General features: G+C 72.0%; 20 protein-coding genes and 3 pseudogenes. 9 read left to right on the top strand and 14 right to left on the bottom strand.

The window, feature by feature from the left end; translation table 11 throughout:
• Positions 1–176: 176 nt before the first annotated feature.
• The 4 genes and pseudogenes from ACWGJB_RS17075 to ACWGJB_RS17060 all read right to left on the bottom strand — a co-directional run.
• Positions 177–1,940 (bottom strand): hypothetical protein, encoded by a 1,764-nt coding sequence (locus tag ACWGJB_RS17075; protein WP_453381015.1) that lies wholly within the window; start codon positions 1,938–1,940, stop codon positions 177–179.
• 285 nt (positions 1,941–2,225) lie between these two features.
• Positions 2,226–2,888, bottom strand: coding sequence for a response regulator (locus ACWGJB_RS17070; RefSeq protein ID WP_453380950.1), 663 nt, complete (start codon positions 2,886–2,888; stop codon positions 2,226–2,228).
• A complete protein-coding gene (locus tag ACWGJB_RS17065; RefSeq protein WP_453380949.1) occupies positions 2,885–3,469 on the bottom strand; it encodes a sensor histidine kinase in 585 nt (194 codons plus the stop codon). Before ACWGJB_RS17065 ends, ACWGJB_RS17070 begins: the two co-directional genes overlap by 4 nt.
• Positions 3,470–3,644: 175 nt before the next feature.
• A pseudogene (locus tag ACWGJB_RS17060) lies at positions 3,645–4,082 on the bottom strand (DUF7134 domain-containing protein); the annotation flags it as partial.
• 132 nt (positions 4,083–4,214) lie between these two features.
• Here ACWGJB_RS17060 and ACWGJB_RS17055 point away from each other — a divergent pair.
• The gene (locus ACWGJB_RS17055; protein WP_453380948.1) at positions 4,215–4,997 is read left to right on the top strand and encodes a COG4705 family protein; all 783 of its coding nucleotides are present in this window, start codon (positions 4,215–4,217) and stop codon (positions 4,995–4,997) included.
• Between the two features lie 6 nt (positions 4,998–5,003).
• On the opposite strand, the gene ACWGJB_RS17050 is transcribed toward ACWGJB_RS17055, so the two are convergent.
• Complete coding sequence (locus ACWGJB_RS17050; protein WP_453380947.1) at positions 5,004–5,315, bottom strand: MarR family transcriptional regulator; 312 nt, start codon at positions 5,313–5,315, stop codon at positions 5,004–5,006.
• A gap of 130 nt (positions 5,316–5,445) precedes the next feature.
• Positions 5,446–6,768: a sensor histidine kinase gene (locus tag ACWGJB_RS17045; RefSeq protein WP_453380946.1), complete on the bottom strand. Its 1,323-nt coding sequence runs from the start codon at positions 6,766–6,768 to the stop codon at positions 5,446–5,448.
• 154 nt (positions 6,769–6,922) lie between these two features.
• On the opposite strand from ACWGJB_RS17045, the gene ACWGJB_RS17040 reads away from it, so the two are divergent.
• From ACWGJB_RS17040 to ACWGJB_RS17020, 5 genes are read left to right on the top strand one after another with little or no spacing between them, the layout of a single operon-like run.
• On the top strand, positions 6,923–7,558 hold the full coding sequence (locus ACWGJB_RS17040; protein WP_453380945.1) for a hypothetical protein: 636 nt from the start codon (positions 6,923–6,925) through the stop codon (positions 7,556–7,558).
• A 5-nt stretch (positions 7,559–7,563) separates the two neighbouring features.
• Entirely contained in the window at positions 7,564–8,298 is a 735-nt protein-coding gene (locus ACWGJB_RS17035) for an ABC transporter ATP-binding protein (RefSeq protein WP_453380944.1), read from the top strand.
• Positions 8,285–8,947 carry an ABC transporter ATP-binding protein gene (locus tag ACWGJB_RS17030; RefSeq protein ID WP_453380943.1) on the top strand — a complete coding sequence of 221 codons (663 nt, stop codon included), beginning with the start codon at positions 8,285–8,287 and terminating at the stop codon, positions 8,945–8,947. Before ACWGJB_RS17035 ends, ACWGJB_RS17030 begins: the two co-directional genes overlap by 14 nt.
• Positions 8,944–11,595: an FtsX-like permease family protein gene (locus ACWGJB_RS17025; RefSeq protein ID WP_453380942.1), complete on the top strand. Its 2,652-nt coding sequence runs from the start codon at positions 8,944–8,946 to the stop codon at positions 11,593–11,595. Before ACWGJB_RS17030 ends, ACWGJB_RS17025 begins: the two co-directional genes overlap by 4 nt.
• Before the next feature lie 56 nt (positions 11,596–11,651).
• The gene (locus tag ACWGJB_RS17020) at positions 11,652–12,398 is read left to right on the top strand and encodes a response regulator transcription factor (RefSeq protein WP_453380941.1); all 747 of its coding nucleotides are present in this window, start codon (positions 11,652–11,654) and stop codon (positions 12,396–12,398) included.
• A 44-nt stretch (positions 12,399–12,442) separates the two neighbouring features.
• On the opposite strand, the gene ACWGJB_RS17015 is transcribed toward ACWGJB_RS17020, so the two are convergent.
• The 6 genes from ACWGJB_RS17015 to ACWGJB_RS16990 all read right to left on the bottom strand — a co-directional run bounded on the left by ACWGJB_RS17015 (position 12,443) and on the right by ACWGJB_RS16990 (position 18,909).
• On the bottom strand, positions 12,443–13,381 hold the full coding sequence (locus tag ACWGJB_RS17015; RefSeq protein ID WP_453380940.1) for a lysylphosphatidylglycerol synthase domain-containing protein: 939 nt from the start codon (positions 13,379–13,381) through the stop codon (positions 12,443–12,445).
• A gap of 5 nt (positions 13,382–13,386) precedes the next feature.
• Complete coding sequence (locus ACWGJB_RS17010) at positions 13,387–14,874, bottom strand: hypothetical protein (protein ID WP_453381014.1); 1,488 nt, start codon at positions 14,872–14,874, stop codon at positions 13,387–13,389.
• A gap of 256 nt (positions 14,875–15,130) precedes the next feature.
• Positions 15,131–15,799, bottom strand: coding sequence for a response regulator (locus tag ACWGJB_RS17005; RefSeq protein ID WP_453380939.1), 669 nt, complete (start codon positions 15,797–15,799; stop codon positions 15,131–15,133).
• Positions 15,796–17,064, bottom strand: a complete 1,269-nt coding sequence (locus ACWGJB_RS17000; protein ID WP_453381013.1) for a histidine kinase — start codon at positions 17,062–17,064, stop codon at positions 15,796–15,798. The genes ACWGJB_RS17005 and ACWGJB_RS17000 overlap by 4 nt, the downstream gene beginning before the upstream one ends.
• 64 nt (positions 17,065–17,128) lie before the next feature.
• On the bottom strand, positions 17,129–17,968 hold the full coding sequence (locus ACWGJB_RS16995; RefSeq protein ID WP_453380938.1) for an ABC transporter permease: 840 nt from the start codon (positions 17,966–17,968) through the stop codon (positions 17,129–17,131).
• The gene (locus ACWGJB_RS16990) at positions 17,965–18,909 is read right to left on the bottom strand and encodes an ABC transporter ATP-binding protein (protein ID WP_453380937.1); all 945 of its coding nucleotides are present in this window, start codon (positions 18,907–18,909) and stop codon (positions 17,965–17,967) included. The genes ACWGJB_RS16995 and ACWGJB_RS16990 overlap by 4 nt, the downstream gene beginning before the upstream one ends.
• 199 nt (positions 18,910–19,108) lie before the next feature.
• Between ACWGJB_RS16990 and ACWGJB_RS16985 the strand changes: the two are divergent.
• From ACWGJB_RS16985 to ACWGJB_RS16975, 3 genes and pseudogenes are all read left to right on the top strand, one after another.
• A pseudogene (locus ACWGJB_RS16985) lies at positions 19,109–19,444 on the top strand (hypothetical protein); the annotation flags it as partial.
• Positions 19,338–19,613 (top strand): annotated as a pseudogene (locus tag ACWGJB_RS16980) (hypothetical protein); the annotation flags it as partial. The pseudogenes ACWGJB_RS16985 and ACWGJB_RS16980, both read left to right, overlap by 107 nt.
• A 42-nt stretch (positions 19,614–19,655) precedes the next feature.
• The gene (locus ACWGJB_RS16975; protein ID WP_453381012.1) at positions 19,656–19,895 is read left to right on the top strand and encodes a hypothetical protein; all 240 of its coding nucleotides are present in this window, start codon (positions 19,656–19,658) and stop codon (positions 19,893–19,895) included.
• Here ACWGJB_RS16975 and ACWGJB_RS16970 read toward each other — a convergent pair.
• Positions 19,847–20,200, bottom strand: a complete 354-nt coding sequence (locus ACWGJB_RS16970) for a hypothetical protein (RefSeq protein WP_453380936.1) — start codon at positions 20,198–20,200, stop codon at positions 19,847–19,849. The genes ACWGJB_RS16975 and ACWGJB_RS16970 overlap by 49 nt on opposite strands.
• A 54-nt stretch (positions 20,201–20,254) precedes the next feature.
• Positions 20,255–21,091, bottom strand: a complete 837-nt coding sequence (locus ACWGJB_RS16965) for a COG4705 family protein (RefSeq protein ID WP_453380935.1) — start codon at positions 21,089–21,091, stop codon at positions 20,255–20,257.
• Positions 21,092–21,218 lie beyond the last annotated feature (127 nt).

Here is a 21,218-nt window from a genome sequence, read left to right as displayed (position 1 = left end):
TTGCAGATTGGCCACGTCAGATGCTGTTCAGCGGTACTCAACACGGTTCCAGACCCCTCGCGCCATGGATCCGGGACCAGCCCGTGCGCGCCGAGAACAACGTATTCCGAACCGCCCGTTTCAACACGGGAGTAACCGATCGTCGCGCACGGCAATGACCGGCGAGGAAGCTCGGATCACGCGCCGGCGCCGGAAGCGGCGGCCGGGATGTGGGCGGAGGTGATCGTCATCGGTGTGCCGGTGACGGCGATGAGGTAGCTGCCCGGCCCGTGGCCGCCGGGCATCGCGCGGAACCCCCCCTCTGGCTCCACCCGGTACTCCGCGGCGGCGTGCGGGGCCAGCACGGTGGGGCCCGAGGCGATCGTCCACCAGTTGGAGGCGCCCTGGCCGGTACGGCTCGCGAAGTGCGGCTCGAGTGCCGTACCGGTGGTGTTGACGGCCCGGACGTCGATGGTGGTGACACCGACACGTGACCCGTGCCTGGCGAAGTGCGGCACGAGGCTCATGCGCAGCGGCGGCGGGCTCGCGGCGGCGATCACGAGGCACGCGAGGGCGGGCGCGAGCAGCCCGACCGCGACGACGGCCTTGGCGCGGCGGCCGGTGAGACGGGGCAGGCGGGGCAGGCGTGGCTGCCATGCGGTGGCGAACGCGCTGGCCGGGACGGTGGCGGCGGCTGCCAGCCACAGCGGGGTCATCATCAGGAAGTAGCCGTCCTGGGAGCGGGTGGCGAGGTAGAACGGGAGCCACGGGAGGACGGTGAGGGCGGGGCCCAGCCGCCGGACGAACAGCAGCGTGGTCGTGAGCAGGCCGAGCAGGAGCAGTTGGCTGCCGTAGGAGTAGTAGTCGAGGCGGCTGCTGCCGTGGGTGAAGTAGTAGGAGATGCCCATCACGCCCTGGCCGTGCAGGATCGCCTTCTGCTCCAGGGGCAGCAGGATTCCGTTCAGCCAGGCCGGGAAGTCCTGGACGGCGAAGTACGCGTTGGCCGCGGACCAGGTGAGGGCGGCGGTGGCCGTATAGCGGGCGGTGACCGCCAGGGCGCGCCGGGGGCCGAGTTCGCCGCGCCGGACGGCGTACAGGCCGATCAGGAGGAACGGGGCGAGGAACCAGGCGAGTTGCTGGGCGGCGCAGGCGGCGCCCAGCAAGGCCGCCCGCAGCACGCCCCCTGCCCCGAGGTGGCCGCCCTCGCCCGTGCCGGGCCAGCTGACCACAACGGGGATGAGCAGTGCGAGGGCCGTGACGGCCGGGTAGCCGGCGTAGGCGTAGTGGGGCAGCAGGCCGAAGCCGAGGCAGACGGCCGTGCCGGCGGACCGCCAGGGCGCCGGCAGCAGGAACCACAGCAGGACCGAGGAGACGAGGAGCGCGACCGTGGGCACCAGGGTGGCGGCCGACGTCGAGTGGAGGACGGCATGCACCGGTGCGGCGAGCAGGGCGGTCAGTGGCGGATAGCCGTACGTGTAGTCGGCGCCGCCGGACATGGTCTTGGTGATCCCGACGCCGTGCGTGTCGAACAACCAGGGCCACGCCTGGCCGTAGACCGGCCGGCCATGCAGGATCTGGTTCGCGGCCTGGGAGGTCAGCGCGGCTTCGTCGGTGCCGGCGTGGTCGAGCAGGTAGCCGCAGATCACCAGTGCGAGGGCGGTGACCAGTACAGCCGCGTCGACCCTGATCAGTGCCCGTCGGCGCCGTATGAGGAGGCTGAGGACGGCGCAGACGAGGATCGAGGCGTAGCAGATGGAGATGACGGCGGCGACCGGCGGGCGCGTCGCCATCGCGGTGGTCCAGGCGGCGCGCGTTCCGATGAACAGGCTGATCGTGGCCATCAGGGTCATGCCCCGGTGCCACGGCTGGGGTCCGGCGTCCGGGACGCCGAGGACTGAGGCCCGGGTCGGGGGCGGTGCCGCCAGGTGCGTCGCGGTACGACGACGGATCTCGACGCCCATTCCGCCACGATGGGTGTCAGCCAAGAACTGCCTCCTCTGCCTCGCCCCCGCCGGGCGGCCACCGCAGGTGTCGGGTCGGCCGGTTCCGCCGCGCCGGAGGCTCGTCCGACCGCCCCGGCACGGGGTTCGCGCTCCCGTCGTTCAGGGCAGGGACGAATGGACGCCCCGTTTCGATCATCCACAGTTCATCTGACGTCTACAAGGATGTAGCCGGTAAGCGGTTCGCGTGAAATCACCCACCGGGAAGGCACCCGTCTCTTACCGCCGCCGCGCAGGCGCGACCGGTCAGGTTCCGTGCGGGCGCAGTCGGTGCTCGTAGGCGAAGATCACGACCTGCACCCGGTCCCGGAGCCGCAGCTTGGCCAGGATGCGCGTGATGTGGGTCTTGACCGTGGCCTCGGTGAGGTGGAGGCGCTGAGCGATCTCCGCGTTCGTCAGGCCGGTGGCGATGAGGTGGAAGACGTCCCGTTCCCTGGCCGTCAGCTGGGCGAACAGCGCGCCGGCCGCCTCGTCACGGGGCCAGGGCGCGGCCGTGGCGAAGCGGTCGACGAGGTCGCGGGTGATGCGCGGGGTGAGTACCGCGTCACCGCCGGCCACGGCCCGGATCGCCTCGTGCAGCACGGCCGGGACGACGTCCTTGAGGAGAAATCCGCAGGCTCCCGCCCGTAGCCCCTCGAACGCGTACTCGTCGAGGTCGAAGGTGGTCAGGATGAGCACGCGGCACGGCGAGGCGCTCGCGATCCGAAGGGTCGCCTCGATGCCGTCCATCATGGGCATGCGGACGTCCATGAGGACCACGTCCGGTGCCGTCCGCCGGACGAGGTCGACGGCCTGCCGGCCGTCGGCGGCCTCCCCGACGACGGTGATGTCCGGCATGGTGCCGAGCAGGCTGCGGAACGCCATGCGGACGAGCGCCTGGTCGTCGGCGAGGAGGACCTTGATGGTCATCGCGGCTCGCTCAGCTTCAGTTCACCGGAGACCTTCCAGCCCGTGGCGGTGGGTCCGACGGTCAGGTCTCCGTCGAACAGAGCGACGCGCTCCCGCATCCCGGTCAGACCGTTGCCGGTGGAGCCGCCCGGGCGGGGTCCGGGGGCCGGTCTGCCGTCGTCGGTGACGGTGAAGGCGACCCGGCGGGGATCGCGGTGCAGGACGATGTCGACCTTCGACGCCTCCGTCGCGTGCTTGACGACGTTCGTGAGTGACTCCTGCACGATCCGGTAGAGGGTGGTCTGCACCTCGGCGTCCAACTGCTGCTCGGTGCCGGTCTCGGTCAGCCGGACGTCCAGGCCGGTGCGGCGGGTCTCGTCCACCAGGGTCTTGAGCGAGCCCAGGTCCGGCTGCGGTGCCCGGTCGGCCCCGTCCTCCGCCCGCAGGACGCCGAGCAGGCGGCGCATGCCGGTCAGGGACTGCCGGCCGGTCGAGGCGGCCTGGAGCATCTTGTGGCGGGCGCCGTCCGGATCGGTCGCCGTCGTGGCCGCGGCGGCCTCGGCGAGGGCGACCACGACGACCCCCGTGGGCGACGATGTCATGCATCTCCCGTGCGATACGGGTGCGTTCGGCCGCCGCGGCGAGCCGGGACTGCTGGGCGCGCTCCTGCTCCAGCCGCTGGGCGCGGTCTTCCACGGAGAGCAGGTAGCGGCTCTGCGCCCGCACGGTCGTGCCCAGGAAGAAGGCCGCCGCGGCCAAGCCGGTGAGCACCAGCACGACGTCATTCACGCTGCCCGGCGGCCCGAACCGCACCGCCACCACCCCGGCACCGGCCGCGACGGCGACCGCCGCACTCAGCGAGTACCGAAGACCGCGCTCGGCGGCGACGGTGTACAGGGCGACGAGGACCGCCAGCTCGGCGAGCGACACGGTGCCCAGCGCCCAGGTCAGCACGGCCACCACCCAGCAGCACCAGAAGACGGCGACCGGGGCCCGGCGGCGCAGCACCAGCGGCGCGATCACCGCCGTCGCCAGCGTCCAGTCCACCGCCCCCGCCCGGTTGTAGAGCAGTTCGTGGACCGCGACGGCGGCGCAGACGAGAGGCGGTCCGAACACCAGCAGAGGCGCGAGGGCCGGCCGGCGCACACGCTCCAGGAATTCCGGGCCGATCGAAATCACGCTCCCGAGGCTACGGGACACCGGCGCACAGGACATCAACCGAAGGTCGTACACCTGCGGAAAGTAGCGACCATCGACTGACGCACCGTTCCCGCCCGCATTTCTAACCTCACCGGAAGGACACCCCGAGTACGGCACAGATAAACCACAGAAAGCAGAAGTCAGGAAATGAAAAAGGAAACATCGGCGAATACGCCGACGAAAGTCGCCGAGGCCACCGCGCTCTTCTGGATCGTCAAGGCCCTCACCACCGGCATGGGTGAGGCCACCTCCGACTTTCTCGGCCAGTGGAGCCTGTGGCTGTCCGCCGGGACGAGTGCCGCCGCCCTGGTGGGTGCCTTCTGGTGGCAGTTCCGCTCCTCGCGGTACCACCCCGCGCCGTCCTGGTTCACCGTCGCGATGATCGCGGTCTTCGGCACCGCCGCCGCGGACTGCTTCCGCGTGGGCCTGCATGTGCCCCTGCCGGTCACGACGACCGGGTACGCGATCGCCCTGGCCGGGTGCTTCGCCGCCTGGTACGCGACCGAGCGCACGCTGTCGATCCACACCGTCACCACGCGCCGTCGCGAGGTCTTCTACTGGCTGACCGTGCTGCTCACCTTCGCCCTGGGCACCGCCGCCGGCGACCTCACCGGCTTCTACCTCGACCTCGGATTCGTGCACTCCGCGCTGCTGTTCGGCGCGGCGATCCTCGTGCCGTGGCTGCTGCACCGATTCGCCGGGCTCGACGCCATCGCCGCGTTCTGGGCCTCGTACGTCCTCACCCGCCCCCTCGGTGCCTCACTCGCCGACTGGCTCGGCATGGACAGGCCGCTCGGTGTCGGCGTCGGGTTCGGCACCACGGCGATCCTCGCCGCGCTGGTGTGCGCCGCGCTGGTCGGCTACCTCGCCCTTTCCCACCCCCGCGCCGCCCACGACACCCCGGCGCCCAGTCCCGCCGCCCTGCCCTGACCCGGTTCAGTGCGCGGCACGGTGGCGGTGCTCGGGGCGCCCGGTGGCTCCGTAGCGCAGTTCGAGCCGGATCATGCCCTCCTTGACCAGGTAGGAGAGATAGCGCTGGGCCGTGGCACGGGAGACCCTGGTGCGTTCGGCGGCCTCCGCTGCCGACAGGGCGTCGTGCGCGGCGCGCAGAGTCTGGTGCAGCAGGGCGAGCGTCGGGGCGGAGTGGCCCTTGGCGGGGACGCCGGGCACGGCCGGCGGGCGGGCGGCGCTGAACAGGGCGTTCACGTCGGCCTGGTCGGTCTCCGGGACCGTACCGAGGGCGGCCATGCGGTGCTGGAGCTCGCGGTAGGCGATGGGCCGCCCAGGTGACAGCCACCCGGCGGCCCCGCACTGCGTTCCGGCCGCACGGCCGTAGCTCCGCCGCCGGTCAGTCTCTCTTCGCTGTACGCGGCCCGTCTCACCCCGGTATCCCTGCCTCCTGTGTCTCATCCTGGTCGACGGGGAGAAGCAAAGTGAACGTTGCCGGGTGTCGGTTGGTCAGGGAGAGCCTGCCGCCGAGCGAGACGGCCAGGTCACGGGCGAGGGCCAGGCCAATGCCTGTTCCCTCTCCGTCGCCGGTGCGCCCGCGGTCGAAGAGCCGGGAGTACTCGCCCGTCACGGCGCCCTCGTCGCTCACGTCGAAGGCGAGGGCGTCCTCCAGGTCCCGCACCGCCACGCGGACCGTGCCGCGCCCGTGCACCCGGGCGTTGTCCAGCAGGATGCCGAGCACCTCCGAGACGGACGCGCCCGGGACCCGGATGTCGGCCGGTGTCTCCTGGGTGGCGCACTCCAGGCGTCTTCCGTCCTGGGCGAACAGGCCGTGCCACCGTTCCTCCGTCTCCCGCAGCAGCTGTCGTACGGCGATCGTCCCGGCGGTGGGGCGAGCCATTTCTCCGGAGCGGGACAGGCGCAGCACTTCCTCCACTGTGTGGTGCAGGCGTTGGGTGGTGGCAAGCGCCTCGGCCAGTACGGGCCGCAGCCGGGCGTCGTCGTCCTGGGCGAGGCCCGCCTCCAGGGCGAGTTGCAGGCCGGTGAGCGGGGTGCGCAGCTGGTGGGAGGCGTTGGCGGTGAAGTCACGTTCGCGGCGCAGGAGTTCCGAAAGGCTGTGCAGCATTTCGTTGTGTGTGCGGGCGACCTGGTCGATCTCGGCGACGCTGCTCGGGGCGGCCCGTACGTTCAGGTCGCCTTCGGTCACCGCCCGGCACTGGCGGGAGAGGTCCTCCAGCGGTGCGGCCAGCACCCGGGCCTGACGGCGGGCGACGAGGACCGCGACGGTCAGCGCGAGTGCGGCGACGCCGAGCAGCAGCAGCCAGGCGATGGCGACCCGGTTCCGTACGGCAACGGCGGGAGATGAGGCCCGTACGACGCCGATCACCTTCTCGGCGTGGGAGACGGGTACGGCCACCACCAGGTCCGGGCCCGCCCGGCCCCGTACCACCTCACCGCCAAGGCTTTGCCGGACCGGGGTGTCGCCGGACCGGGGGCCGCTGCCCGCGCGCAGTCGCAATCGAGGGTCGTACAGGCCGAGACGCCCGCCAGATGGCGGCGCGGGCAGTTCCACCGGGTCGCCGGTCACGTAGTCCGGGCTCACATGTACGGCCGCGGCCAGGGCCGACCGTTCCAGGGTGTCGCGCTGGTCGGCGTACAGGGACGACCTGATCGCCAGGGCCAGCGGGACGGCGAGGAGGACGACGGCGACCAGAGCGGCGGTCAGGGCGACTCGCACCACGCGCTGTCTCATGCCCTCATCATGCGGGCCGTTCACCTGGGCGGATGTGCTGCGCCACACGGTTTTGCCGTCGTCTAACCCTCGGCGAGCGGGGCGTTAACCGGCGGCTTCCTAGCGTCGGTGCCATGACCGTCCGGTCCGAGGACACCCCTGGAGGGCAGTGGCCATGGCAGCACACACACGGACGTACGCCGTCGTCGGGCTGAGCGTCGTGGCGGCGGTGACCGCCGGCTGTTCCGGTTCCGGGTCGCACGCCGGCTCCGGTAGCCCTGTGTCCGGTTCGACCACCGTCAGCGGACAGCACAAGCCGGCACCCACCGAGTCCAACCCGCCCGGCGACATCCCTGACAACCAGGTGTACGTCGCCTACCAGCCGACCGGCGGTTCCTACACCGGCTTCACCGTGAAGGTACCTGAGGGCTGGGCCCGTACAAGCCAAGGCGGTACCACCGCGTTCACCGACAAGCTCAACACCGTGAGGATCAGCTCGGTTTCCGCCTCCGGCGCGCCCACGGCCGGCTCGGTCACCAACGCGGTTGTACCTCAGCTCCGTTCCCAGGTACCGAAGTTCTCCTCACCCAAGGTGAGTGAGGTGACCCGGCACGCCGGCCGTGCGGTCCTGCTCACCTATCAAGGCGACTCAGCGAAGGACCCGGTCACCGGCAAGGTGGTGCGGGACGCCTTCGAGCGATACGCGTTCTACCGCGCGGGACACGAGGTGGACCTGACCCTGTCCGGACCGGTCAAGGCCGACAACGTCGATCCGTGGCGCATCGTCAGCGACTCCTTCACCTGGCGGTGAGCACCATGTCCGACGGCACACAGACCGGCGGTGTCGCCGGCGATGTCCTCACGGCCCGCGAGCTGTACCGCTTCTACCGGGCCGGCGAGGAGGAGACACTCGCGCTGCGCGGGGTGTCGCTGACGGTGCGTCGTGGAGAGACGGTCGCGGTCGTGGGCCCGTCCGGGGCCGGCAAGTCGACCCTTCTGGCGTGTTTGGCCGGACTCGACGAGCCCTCCGGCGGCGAGGTCCACGTCGACGGCGTACGGATCAGCCATCGGCCCGAGACCGAGCGGGCCCGGCTGCGGGCCCGGCACATCGGCGTCCTGCTGCAGACCCGCAACCTGCTGCCGCACCTCAGCGTGCGCGACAACGTCCGCCTGCCGCAGCGGGCACGGGGCCGCAGGGCCTCCGTCCCGGCCGGGGAACTACTGGCTCGGGTAGGGCTCGCCGACCGGGCGCACGCCCTGCCGCGACAGTTGTCCGGCGGAGAGCTGGCGCGGGCCGGACTCGCCGTCGCGCTGGCCAACGCACCCACCGTCCTGCTCGCCGACGAACCGACCGGTGAACTCGACGGCGAGACAGAGCAGTTGGTACTGGCGATGCTGCGGGAGCGGGCCGCGGAAGGGTGCGCCGTACTGATCGTCACGCACAGCCGAGAAGCCGTCCGCATCGCGGACCGGGTGATCACCCTGACAGATGGGAAGGCCACCGACGCCCGGCGGCAGGATCACGAGGAGGCACGCGATGCCGTCGGATGAGGTACTCGTCAGCTGCGCGGACGCGGCCCTGACCTTCGGCCGTGGGCCTCAGGCGGTCGTGGCCGTGCACGGGGCCGACCTGGAGATCCGGGCCGGGGATCGGCTCGCGGTCGTCGGCCCCTCGGGGTCGGGCAAGAGCTCGCTGCTGCACCTGCTCGCCGGGCTGGAGCAGCCCACCAGCGGCACCGTCACACGGGCCGCCGTGCTCGAGCCGTACGACATCGGCCTGGTCTTCCAGGGCGATAGCCTGATACCAGCCCTGAACGTGGTGGAGAACACCGCTCTGCCCCTGGTCCTCACCGATCGTCCGGAGAGCGAGGCGCGACTGTGCGCGCTCGCGGCACTCGCCCTCGTGGACGCCGCCGACCTGGCCGACCGGCTCCCCGAGGAGATCTCCGGCGGCCAGGCCCAGCGGGTGGCAGCCGCCCGGGTCCTGGCCCAGGCACCCCGCCTGATCCTGGCCGACGAACCCACCGGCCGCCTCGACCACGCCACCGGCGACCGCGTCCTGGACGCCCTGCTGACGGCCGCCGACCACACCGGCGCAGCCCTCGTCGTCACAACCCACGACCCCGCTGTCGCCGCCCGGCTCACCGTCCGCCGCAGCATGCGCGACGGACGACTGCTCACACCCGAGGAGGTGTCGTGATCATCACATGGGCGAGCGGACTGGCCCGCCACCGTACCGGACGGCTGCTGGCCGCCCTGACCGGCATCGCGCTCGCGGTCGCCCTCGTCGCCGCACTCGGCTCCTTCCTCACCGCGTCGAAGGCGACCATGACCCAGCGCGCCGTGCGCTCGGTCGCCGTGGACTGGCAGGTCCAGGTGCAACCCGGCGCCGACCCGCACACGGTCCTGTCCCTGGTGACCGGGACCCCGGGCACCCGCACCGCCCTGCCCGTCGGCTTCGCGCACACCAGCGGCTTCACCGCCCGTGTGCAGGGCAGCACCCAGACCACCGGGCCCAGCATGGCCCTCGGCCTGCCCGACGGCTACCGCGCCCGCTTCCCCGATGCCATCCGCACGCTCTCCGGCGCGTCCACCGGTGTCCTGCTGGCCCAGCAGACCGCCTCCAACCTGCACGCGGTCCCCGGCGACACCATCGGCATCCAGCTGCCCGGTGCCGGTCTGCGGCAGGTGAAGGTGGACGGCGTGGTCGACCTGCCCCAGGCCGACTCCCTCTTCCAGACCGTCGGCGCCCCCAGCCAGTCCCAGCCGACCGCTCCCCCGGACAACGTCGTCCTGCTGCCCGCCACCCAGTTCGCCTCCCTGACCCGCGGCGCCACCGGTGTCACCACCCAGATCCACGCCGCTCGCGACAACACCCGGCTGCCCTCCGACCCGGCCTCCGCGTACTCCGCCGTCACCGGCGCCGCCCACAACCTCGAAGCCCGCTCCGCCGGCACGGCCCTGGTCGGCGACAACGTCGGCGCGGCTCTCGACTCGGCCCGCCAGGACGCCCTGTACGCCCAGATCCTCTTCCTCTTCCTCGGTGTGCCGGGCGCGGTCCTGGCCGCCACGCTGACGGCGGCGGTCGCCTCGGCCGGCGGCGAACGGCGCCGCCAGGAACAGGGGCTGCTGCGGCTGCGCGGTCTGCGGCCCCGCCAGATCACCGCACTCGCCGGTCTGGAGGCCGCCCTGATCGGCCTCGCAGGAGGTCTGGCCGGGCTCGGCATCGCCGCCCTCACCGGCCGACTCGCCTTCGGCACGGCCTCGTTCGGCGCGAGCGCGGCGACCTGGTCCGTCTGGTACGCCGTCGCCTTCGTCCTCGGAGCCGCGGTGGCCGCCGGCGCCGTCCTCGTCCCCGCCCTGCGGGACCTGCGCACGGTCACGGTCGCCGACACCCGCAAGCAGGAGGACGTACGACGCTCCCGATCGCCCTGGTGGATGCGGTACGGCCTGGACCTCGCCCTCCTGATCGGCTCCTGGCTCGTCTTCCGCGCCTCCTCCGGCAACCAGTACGCACTCGTCCTCGCCCCGGAGGGCGTCCCCAGTATCTCCGTGTCGTACTGGGCCTTCCTCGGCCCCGCCCTGCTGTGGATCGGCGCGGCCCTGCTGCTGTGGCGCCTCACCCTGCTCGCCCTCACCCACGGCCGCCCCGTCCTGGTCCGGCTGGTCCGGCCGCTGACCGCGACCCTGGCCGGCACCACCGCCGCCGTCCTGGCCCGGCGCCGCCGCCCGTTCGCCCGGTCGGTGGTCCTGCTCGCCCTCGCCGTCTCCTTCGCGATCTCCACCGCCGTGTTCAACGCCACCTACCACCAGCAGGCCGAGGTCGACGCCCGGCTGACCAACGGCGCCGACGTCACCGTCACCGAACCACCCGGCGCCCAGGTCCCGCCCACCGCCGGGGCCGCGCTGAAGATCTCCGGCGTACGGCACGTCGAACCCCTCCAGCACCGCTTCGCCTACGTCGGCTCCGACCTGCAGGACCTCTACGGCGTCCGACCGGGCAGCATCGCCAAGGCCACCTCGCTCCAGGACGCGTCCTTCGCGGGCGGCACCGCCGACCAGCTGATGCGCCGCCTCGCGCAGCGCCCGGACAACCTCCTGGTCAGCGTCGAGACCGTGAACGACTTCCAGCTCTCCCCCGGCGACACCGTCAACCTGCGCATCCAGGACGCGCGCACCAAGGCCCTGCGCACGGTCCCCTTCCACTACGCCGGTATCGCCAAGGAGTTCCCCACCGCCCCCAAGGACAGCTTCTTCGTCGCCAATGCCTCCTACATCGCCAGGGCCACCGGCAGCGACGCGGTCGGGTCCTTCCTCCTCGACACCGGTGGCACGAACCAGCCACAGATCGCCGCCCACCTGCGAGGGCAGCTCGGTACCCGGGCCACCGTCACCGACCTCACCCAGACCCGCGGCACCGTCGGCACCAGCCTGACCTCCGTCGACCTGGCCGGCCTCACCCGCATCGAACTCGCCTTCGCCGTGCTGCTCGCTGCCGGGGCCGGCGGCCTGGTCCTCGCCCTCGGACTCGCCGAACGCCGCCGGACCTTCGCCATCGCCACCGTCCTCGGCGCACAACCACGCCACCTGCGTGGCATGGTCCTCTCCGAGGCCCTGTTGCTGGCCGTCGGCGGCCTGGCCGGAGGCGCCCTCATCGGCTGGGCCCTGTCGGAGATGCTGGTCAAGGTCCTCACCGGGGTCTTCGATCCGCCGCCCGCGGCCCTGTCGGTCCCCGGTGCCTACCTGGCACTCACCGGGGCCGCCGCCGTCGCCGCCATCCTGGCCGCGGCCCTCAACGGCATCCGCGGCAGCCACCGCCCCGCCGTGGAGGAGCTCCGCGACCTGTGAACACGGCGTGCACCCACGACGGGCACCTTGTCCCAGGGGCTCCTAGGCTGTCGACCATGCGCACGCCCGCCGCACCGGACCGCAGCCGACTACGCGTCCTCGTCGTCGAGGACGACGACACCATCGGCCGCCACCTGGAAACCGGCCTGCGCGGCCACGACTACGCGCCGACGTGGTGCCGCACCGGAGCAGGCGCACTCGCGGAGGCCGGGCGGGCACCGTACGAGGTACTGCTGCTGGACCTGGGGCTGCCGGACGTGGACGGCCTGGACGTTGCCCGGCAGCTGCGCGCCCGCCTCCCCGACCTGCTGATCGTCGTCCTGACGGCACGGACCGACGACATCGACGTCATCGCCGGGCTGGACGCCGGCGCCGACGACTACCTGGTCAAGCCGTTCAGCATGACCGTGCTGCTCGCCCGGCTACGGGCTCACCTCAGGCGGCACGCGGTGGCCGTACCGGCCCGGGGGCCGGTGCGGCTGGGCGATCTGGTCGTCGACGTGACGACCCGGCGCTGCGCGCTGCTAGGTGTCGAAGTCCCGCTGCGGGCCAAGGAGTTCGACCTGCTCGCAGTGCTGGCCGGGCGGGTCGGCGAGGCGGTCTCCCGCGAGACGCTGATGGCCGAGGTGTGGGACGAGAACTGGTTCGGCTCCACCAAGACCCTCGACGTGACGTTGGCGGGCCTGCGCCGCAGACTCACCGACGCGGCACAGGCGGAGGGGAGGCAGGCCCGGCTGCCCCGGATCACCACGTTGCGGGGCCACGGGTACCGGCTGGAACACCAATCTGATCCGCCGGATTGAGAACGCGCCCACGGCGCCCCCTGTACGGCGAACACCTCGCTGGTTCACAGTGCCGAGCGGCGGGCGAGCAGCGCCAGGACCAGCAGCCCCGGGGCCAGCGGCAGCCATCCGGTCAGCAGACGGTAGCCGAGGACCGCCGACACCGCCGCCGACCCCGGCGCGCCGGCCGCCGTGAGCGCGAGGGCGAGCGCAGCGTCCAGGGAGCCCAGTCCGCCCGGCGTGGGCAGCAGCGCCGCCGCGCCGCTGGCGACCAGGTAGGCCATGACCACACGGTTCGCGGGCAGGCCGATACCGATCGCATGGACCACAGCAACAACCACACCGGCATGCAACAGAGCGAACGCGACCGACCCGCCCCACAGCGCACAGGCCCGAGCCCGGCATCGGTGCACGTCCCGGACATCGGCGAACGCCCGGGCCACCAGTCGTCTGAGGCGACCGCTGATCGTGACCACCAGGACGACGGCTCCGGCCGCCACCGGCAGCAGGCCCAGTAGATGCGGGGCTCGCGCGGAGAGACGGACCGTGCCGGGCGAGGCGACGAGCAGGGCCACGCCCAGCGCGCACCGGACGATCCCGCCGACGGCCGCCTTCACCGCCAGCGCGGTCACCGAGCGCCTGGTGGACAGCCCGCAGCGTGTCAGGAACCGCAGGTTGACCACCGTCGCGCCGGCCCCCGCCGGAAGGAGGTGGTTGGCGGCGCCGGCCGCGAACTGCGCGGCCACCAGCCGCCCTCTGGGCAGCCGTTCGACCACCGCCCCCTGCTGGGCCACAGCCGCGCACACCCATGTGGCCGCGGCGGCGGCGCAGGCGAGCACCAACCACTCCCCGTCGGCAGCGGCCAGCCGGTCTGTGCCACTGTCGAGCGTGGCCCGGTGCGCGGCGAGCATCCAGCCGGCGGCAGCCAGCACGATCAGGGTGATGCCCAGCTGGAAGTACGGGCGCCTGCCCAAGGTGATCGGCAGGCTCTCGGTCGCGGTCACGACGGTCACCTCCCCTGCTGTACATCGGGTGCCACGTACGCCCGAAGACCGCCGACCTTTTCCGTGGGCCAGGTGCGCGCGTACGCGGGCGGACGACCCCCCGGTGGAGCGAGGACAGCGAAGGGCGTGCGGTCAGCGGCGCGCTTCAGTTCGGCCACGGTGGTGCTGGCGTCGTGCCCCGCCGTCTGGGCAGAGCCACAGCCGGTGTAGAAAGCGATCGGTACGGCGTCGTAGCCGCTGAGCAGGCAGGGCTGCCGGACACCGAGCGCACGGAGCGCGGCGGCGGTGCGAGACCAGTCGGCGCGGGAGGCCGCGGAGCTGTGCACGGTGTGCTCCAGGACGGCGTACTGCACGGCCAGGTGACCCGCCACACCGATCGCCACCAGGCTGACGGCGGCGGTGCGCGCCATCCGGCCGATCGGGGCCGTGACCAGGCGGACGAGGCCGTGGGAGACGGGCAGGGCGAGCAGAGCGTAGGCGGGCAGCAGGAAGCGGGGGGCCGCGTAGCCGATGAGGAACAGGTAGGGGACCGCGGCCGTGACAGCGCAGGCAAGCGGAAGCAGCACGGGCAGCGCGCGCCGGGCGCGCACGGCGACCACCGCGCCCAGGACGGCGAGGAGCGGCAGCACGTACCACCACAACGTCACCACGGGGCTGGGGGCCGCTCCGGTGCAGGGCCGGCACAGAGTACGGCCGCCGAGACTGCGCAGTTGGTCGAGCACGGCAAGGTGCCAGCCAAGACCGCCCTGGATGGCGGAGGCAGCGGACAGGCGCTGAGCAAGGCCGCCGTAGCTCACGTAAGCCTCGATCACCCACTCGCCGGCACCCGCTATCAACCCCATGACCAGCACGGCGAGCAGACGCGGCCGACGCACGGAGAGAGCAAGCAGGGGCAGCACGACGTAGACCGCGTCCATCGGGCGCATCCACGCCATCAACGCCGCGCCCGCGAACACCCCCCACCAGGCCGCCCGGTCCCGTGCGTTCGCGCGGGCGCGCAGGAAGCAGCCGACGCAGGCCAGGGCACCGATGGCGACCCAGTAGTTGGGCATGGCCTGGGGGCCGTAGAACAGCGTCACCCACAACGAGGCGAACAGGGCGCCGGCCAGGGCCAGGACGCCGGGCCCGAAGTGGCCCCGCCACACGCGCAGGGCGAGGTAGAGGGCCAGACCGGAGAGGACGGCCAGGTAGATCCGGAGCAGGACGGTGGAGTCGGACCACGAGGCGATCGGCGCGACGAGGAGTGAGATACCGCGGGAGCGCGGCGCGCTGAAGTAGGCGGCGGGAACGTGACCGCTGACCTGGCTGACGTAGACCGTCTCGTCCCAGCCGAGACCGAGATCCGGCCGTACGAGGACGAGCTGGGCGAGCGTGAAGGCGGCCGCGACCGCCCCGAGCCGGGGCTCGCCCCGCGGGCGCCGGGGCCGGACGGCCCGCGCGGGCAGCCCGGTGCGCGGGGCACCGGTCGTCGTGGCGTTCGAGCCGTCGGCCATCTTGCACCTCTCGTCGTCGCACGCCACGGAATCGAATCCTCTATAGCTCGTAGGCGGACATCCCACACTACGGCCTGTAGGGTTAGAGGCGGGTGAGAAGCCGCCTCCACACTTCTTCGTGAAGCGCCGGGCACGGCAAGCGGCGGCCAACGCAAGACGTCCGGACGGTGCGAGACGTCCAGGCACGAGGGCCCGCCCTGACGGCGATCCCGCTGCTGGGCGCGCCGGAGGTGGAAGCCTCACCAGTGGCTTCCGGTCAGCTGATGCCGGGGCGGGCGAGACCCTGGTCGTAAGCGAAGATCACGGCCTGGACTCGGTCACGGGCGCCGATCTTGGCCAGGACGCGGCCGACGTGCGTCTTCACGGTGGACTCGGCCACGACGAAGCGAGCGGCGATCTCGCCGTTGGTCCAGCCCTTGCCGATGGCGACGAGGATCTCGCGCTCGCGTTCGGTGAGGGCGGCCAGGCGGGGGTCCTCCCCCGGGTCCCCCCTTCTGGTGGGCACGTGCCGGGCGTACTCGTCGAGGATGCGGCGGGTGAGGGCCGGCGCGATCACCGCGTCGCCCCCGGCGACCGCGCGGATCCCGGCGAGGAGTTCGTCGGGGCGCGCGTCCTTGAGGAGGAAGCCGCTGGCTCCGGCCCGCAGGGCGGCATGCACGTACTCGTCGACGTCGAAGGTGGTCAGCACCAGGACCCGGGAACGCCCCCCGGCCTCGGCGATCCGGCGGGTCGCCTCGATGCCGTCCATGCCGGGCATCCGTACGTCCATCAGCACCACGTCGGGACGGAGTTCGGCGGTCCTGCGGACGGCCTCGGAGCCGTTCGCGGCCTCGCCGACCACCTCCGTCTCGGGCATGGAGTCGAGCAGCACCCGGAAGCCGTAGCGTTGCAGCTGCTGGTCGTCGACGACGAGGACCGTGGTCACCGGGCGCCTCCCCGAGGTGTCAGGTCGAGGGCGGCCTCCACGGCCCATCCCCCGTTGGCCGCGGGACCGGCGTCAACGGTCCCTCCGTACAGCGCCGCTCGTTCGCGCATGCCCACCAGTCCGTGGCCCTCCTCGTTCCGTGGTCCAGGGTGTCCGGCCGGCCCGTTGTCGCGGATCCGGACGACGAGTCGTTCGTCCCCGACGACGACCGACAGCTTCACCTGGGTGCCGGCGCCGGCGTGCTTCAGCGTGTTGGTCAGGGCTTCCTGGACGATGCGGTAGACCGTCAGCTGCACTCCCCGGTCCAGGGCGTCCACCTCGCCGACGGTCCGGTAGACGATCTCCAGGCCCGCAGCGCGCACGCCGTCGCACAGCGTCTCGATGTCGACGAGGCCGGGCTGGGGACTGAGTTCGGGCGCCTGGCGGGATCCGTCCGACGCCTCACGCAGGACGCCGAGCACCCGGCGCAGCTCGCCGAGGGCCGTGCGGCCGGTTTCGCCGATGAGGTGCAGAGCCTCCTTGCCGCGTTCGGGAGCGGTGTCGGTGGCGTACGCGCCGGCGTCGGCGAGGGTGATGATGACGGCCAGGTTGTGGCCGACGATGTCGTGCATCTCGCGGGCCACCCGGGCGCGTTCCGTGGCGGTCGCGAGTCTGATGCGCTGGTCGCGTTCCGTCTCCAGCCGCGCCGCCCGCTCCCGCAGTCCCGCGAGCTGCGCCCGCCGGGACCGTACCATCAGACCGACGGCCAGGGCCGCGGTCGCCGTGCTCAGCAGGAAGAACAGGGCATCCCACACGGACATGGCCGGCGACACGCGCACCGCGACCAGCACCATCCCGGAGGCCATGACCGCGCAGGCCCACGGCAGCCGCCGCAGCCGCCCGTGCAGGGCCAGGCTGTACAGGGCCACGAACAGGGCCACGTCCGCGCGCAGCGCGGCACCCAGCGACCACTGCAGGACGAAGACGACGGCGATGGCGACGAACGCCGCCAGGGGCCGGCGCCGCCGCCACAGCAGCGGCAGCACCAACCCGGCCTGCAGGGCCAGTACGGCTGCCAGGGGGAGTTGGGTGAAGGCGAACTGGAACCGGTGCCGGCCGTCCCCGTCCCCCTCCTCCCCCGCGCCGCCGTGGTGCAGCAGGTCCGGCAGACAGAACATGGCGAAGACCAGCACCACCACCGTGGTGTCCAGCACCCACGGGTGGGCGCGGTCCGCCTGCCGGAGCCGCTGGCCGGCCCGGGCGAACCGGGCGACCAGCGGTCCCATCCCGTTGACGTCGTCGGTGGACGTGGTGGTGGTCAAGGTCGTCACCTGCCCATCGTGCGGGCGGTCAGACGTCGCTGCGCACCAGCCGGTACGCCGCCCCAGCCAGCGCGAGCGCCGTCCAGCAGAGGAAGACCAGCAGCCCGGCGCCCGGCGACAGGGTGGTGCTGTCATGGGTCAGGGCGAACATCGACTCGCCCGCGTTGCTCGGGAGGTAGGGGCTGATGTTGTCCTGCCAGGAGCTGGGCAGCAGCGAGACCAGTCCCGGGATCAGCATCAGGGAGGCGACCAGTACCGAGATGCCGCCGGCCACCGAGCGCAGCAGGGCACCCAGGGCGGTGCCGATGACGCCGACCAGGCCGAGGTAGAGTCCGGCGCCCAGCAGGCTGCGCAGCACTCCAGCGTGGCCGAATCCCATGGCGGCGGGGGTGCCGGAGACGATGCCGCTGCCGAACCCGAAGGCGACGAACGCGCCCAGGGTGGCGACCACCAGGGCGACCAGCCCGAACACGGCCGCCTTGGACCACAGGACGGGGAGCCGGCGCGGCACGGCCGCGAGCGTCGAGCGGATCATGCCGGTGGAGTACTCCCCGGCCGTGACCAGCACGCCGAGCACGCCCAGCGCGAGCTGCGCGAAGTTGGTGCCGAAGAGGGACAGGCTCACGGCCGTGGCGGTGGCGAAGTCCCGGTCCTGGTGCGGGGAGCCGATGCTGGACTTGTAGTGAGCGGCGGCGATCAGGCCGAAGGCGACGAGGAAGACCAGGCCGAGGCCCAGCGTGATCCAGGTCGAACGCAGCGACCACAGCTTGGCCCACTCCGAGGCCAGCACACGCCGTCCGGTCACCCGGTAGGCGGGGCGGGCCGAAGCCGCCGGGGGCGCCTCCACAGTCGTGGTGAGGGTGCTCATGCGGACCTCCCGACGGTCTCCAGGGTCTCGACGGTCGTGGAGCCGTGGTACTCCACGGCATCCCTGGTCAGGTTCATGAACGCCTCCTCCAGCGACACCGTCCGCGCCGTCAGCTCGAACAGCGCGATCCCCTGCTCGGCCGCCTTCAGGCCGATCTCCCGGGCACTCAGCCCGGCCACCTGGAGCTCCTCGGAGCCGGCCCGGCCGGTGATGTCGACCCCCGGTCCGGCCAGCGCCTCCCGCAGCCGGGCCGGCTCCTGGGTAGCCACCTGCACCGTGTCCCCGCCCGCCTCCCGGACAAGGTCCCTCACGGTGGTGTCGGCCAGCAGCCGCCCGCGCCCCACGATGATCAGGTGATCCGCGACCAGAGCCATCTCGCTCATCAGGTGGGAGGACACGAAGACGGTCCGCCCCTCGTCGGCGAGTGCCTTCAGAAGGTTGCGGATCCAGAGCACGCCCTCCGGGTCGAGCCCGTTGACCGGCTCGTCCAGCATCACCGTCTGCGGGTCGCCCAGCAGCGCCGCGGCGATACCGAGCCGCTGGCCCATGCCCAGGGAGAAGGCACCGGCCCGCTTCTTCGCCACGCTGCCGAGGCCCGCCATTTCGATGACCTCGTCGACCCGGTGCCGGGGAATCCCGTGCGTCAGCGCGAGCGCCAGCAGATGGTTGTAGGCCGAGCGGCCCGGATGGATCGACTTCGCCTCCAGAAGCGCCCCCACCTCCTGCAACGGCGCCTGGTGGCTGGCGTAGCGGCGTCCGTTCACCGTGACGGAGCCGCTGGTCGGGGCGTCGAGTCCGACGATCATGCGCATGGTCGTCGACTTCCCCGCGCCGTTGGGCCCCAGGAAGCCCGTGACCGTGCCCGGCTTCACGGCGAAGTCCAGGCCGTCGACGGCCGTTTTCTCCCCGTACCGCTTGGTCAGCTGCTGAGCGTCGATCATGCGCGTCTCTTCCTGTCGGAACCGGCGCCCGTCTGTCTCCCTGACGCCTCAGCGACAACGCTAGGAGGCGAAACACCCTGATTCGGTGGTACCGCGGACTGATCCACGCCCGCCGGGTCGTACGGTGGTACTACGCGCCACTGCGCCCTTGGTCTCACCGTTCAGGTCACGTTCAGGTTCGGCGTGCCATCGTGCGGAGATGTCCGCTGGGCACGTCCTCGACGACCGGCCCCTCATCTCCGCACGCCAGTTGGCGAACAAGGTGCCAGAGGTGACCTTCTACTTCTGGATCATCAAGGTCCTGACCACCGGTAGGGGCGAGACGGCGTCGAACCTCCTGGCCGGAACATTCGGCCCAGTACCGGCAGTCGCACTCGGCGGCCTCGCCCTGGCGACCTCCCTGACCGTCCAGTTCGTCCTGCGCCGGTATGTCGCCTGGGCCTACTGGACCGCCGTCGTCATGGTCAGCGTGTTCGGCACCATGGCGGCAGACGTCCTCCACGTCGGCCTCGGCGTGCCGTACACGGCGTCGACGCCGGCCTTCCTCATCGTCCTGGCCGCGGTTTTCATGCTCTGGTACGCCAGCGAGCGGACCTTCCGTCCACACCATCACCCGCCGCCGCGAAGCGTTCTACTGGGCGGCCGTACTCGCCGCCTTCGCCCTGGGCACCGCCGCGGGCGACCTCACCGCCACCGCCGGCCTCGGCTACCTGGGCTCGGTCGTCCTGTTCGCGGCGGCCATCTGCGTGCCCGCCCTGGCTCACCGCTTCGGCGCCCTCAATGCGGTAGCGGCCTTCTGGACCGCGTACGTCGTCACCCGCCCCCTCGGTGCCTCCCTCGCCGACTGGATGGCTCTCGGCCACGCCCGCGGCGGCCTCGGCTTCGGCCCAGCGCCGGTCACTCTGGCGTGGACGGTCGCGATCGTCGGATTCGTCGGTTACCTGGCCGTCTCCCAGCGTGACCGGGGCGCCCAGGCCGCGACCTGAGCGAAGGAGACACGGAGGCGGAAGGTGCCGATGTCGCGGATCTGGAAGGTCATCCCGCTCAGCCGCCAGACCGCGAACACGACCAGCAGGATCGAGATGAGGATCGCCGCGCCGGCCGGGTAGCCGAGGCCGAGGCCCTGCGGTCCCCAGCCGAGCGAGGTGGCGCCGCCGCGCAGGTACTCGGCGCTGGCGTCGCGGTTCATGAAGTCGGACATCGTGGTGCCGGCCATGCTGGTCGACAGGATGACCGTCCAGGAGAAGAACGGGTTGTAGCAGCGGGACCTGAGCTGGACGACGAGCGTCACCACGAAGATCAGGAACAGCGCGATCGTGGTTCTGAACGCCTACTCCTTCCCTGTTCAGGCGGCGTGGCGCGCGGCTTGGTGCGGCTGCGCGACGTCCTTCCGGGTCACCGCCAGGTACACCACCAGGCCGAGGACGACACCGAGGAACAGCACGCTCGTGACGACGGTGCCCAGGCCCACTCCGCCGTCACCGGTCGGCTGCGAGAGGTAGTCGCCGACGGACGCGCCGAGCGGGCGGGTGAGGACGTAGGCGATCCAGAAGCTCCACACCGCGTCCAGGTCAAGCGCGAAGTGTGCGAGGGCGAGCGCGGCGATGACCAGGGCGAACAGGACCGCGGACAGCCAGTAGCCGAAGTCCATCCGCTCGGAGACCAGGTCGCCGGTGGCGGTACCGAGCGCGAACGTCAGCAGGACGGCGAGCCAGTAGAAGGACTCGCGGCCCGGGGTGTCGATGCTGTGGATGGACAGCGTCCGCTCGCGCCGGTACCAGACCACGAAGACCACGGCGAGGACGATCGCGAAGACGGTGGCGCTGGTCTCCAGCGGCACCCCCATGTTGTCGGTGAGATTGTCGCTGATCAGGGTGCCGACGACGCTGATCAGCGCGACAGCCGACCAGTACACGCCGGCACGGTAGGCAGCGGTGCGGAACTGCACGACCAGGACGACCGCCAGCAGGGCGCTCATCAACACCGTCACTCCGGTCAGGCCGAGCCCGGCCTTCTCGTCGAGCAGGTCGGCGGCGGTCTTCCCTACCGTCGTGCACAGCACCTTGATGATCCAGAAGTAGACGGTGACCTCGGGCACCTTGTTCCAGCAGAATCGGCGGCCCGAGGACGCCGCGGCATCGACCGACGAGGCCGCCGTGGTTTCTGATGTCTCGTGTGCCATGAGGCCCGACCGTGCCACGGACTACCTGAACACATCCTGACTGCCGTGCCGCATTCGCCGCCCCGCCGCCCTCGCCCGAGCAGCATGGTGCCGTGTCGCCTCCCTGCCACGGCCTTGTCATGGCGGC

This window comes from Streptomyces sp. NPDC054813 (genome assembly GCF_053611365.1).
This window is presented reverse-complemented; position numbering and strand designations above follow the sequence as displayed.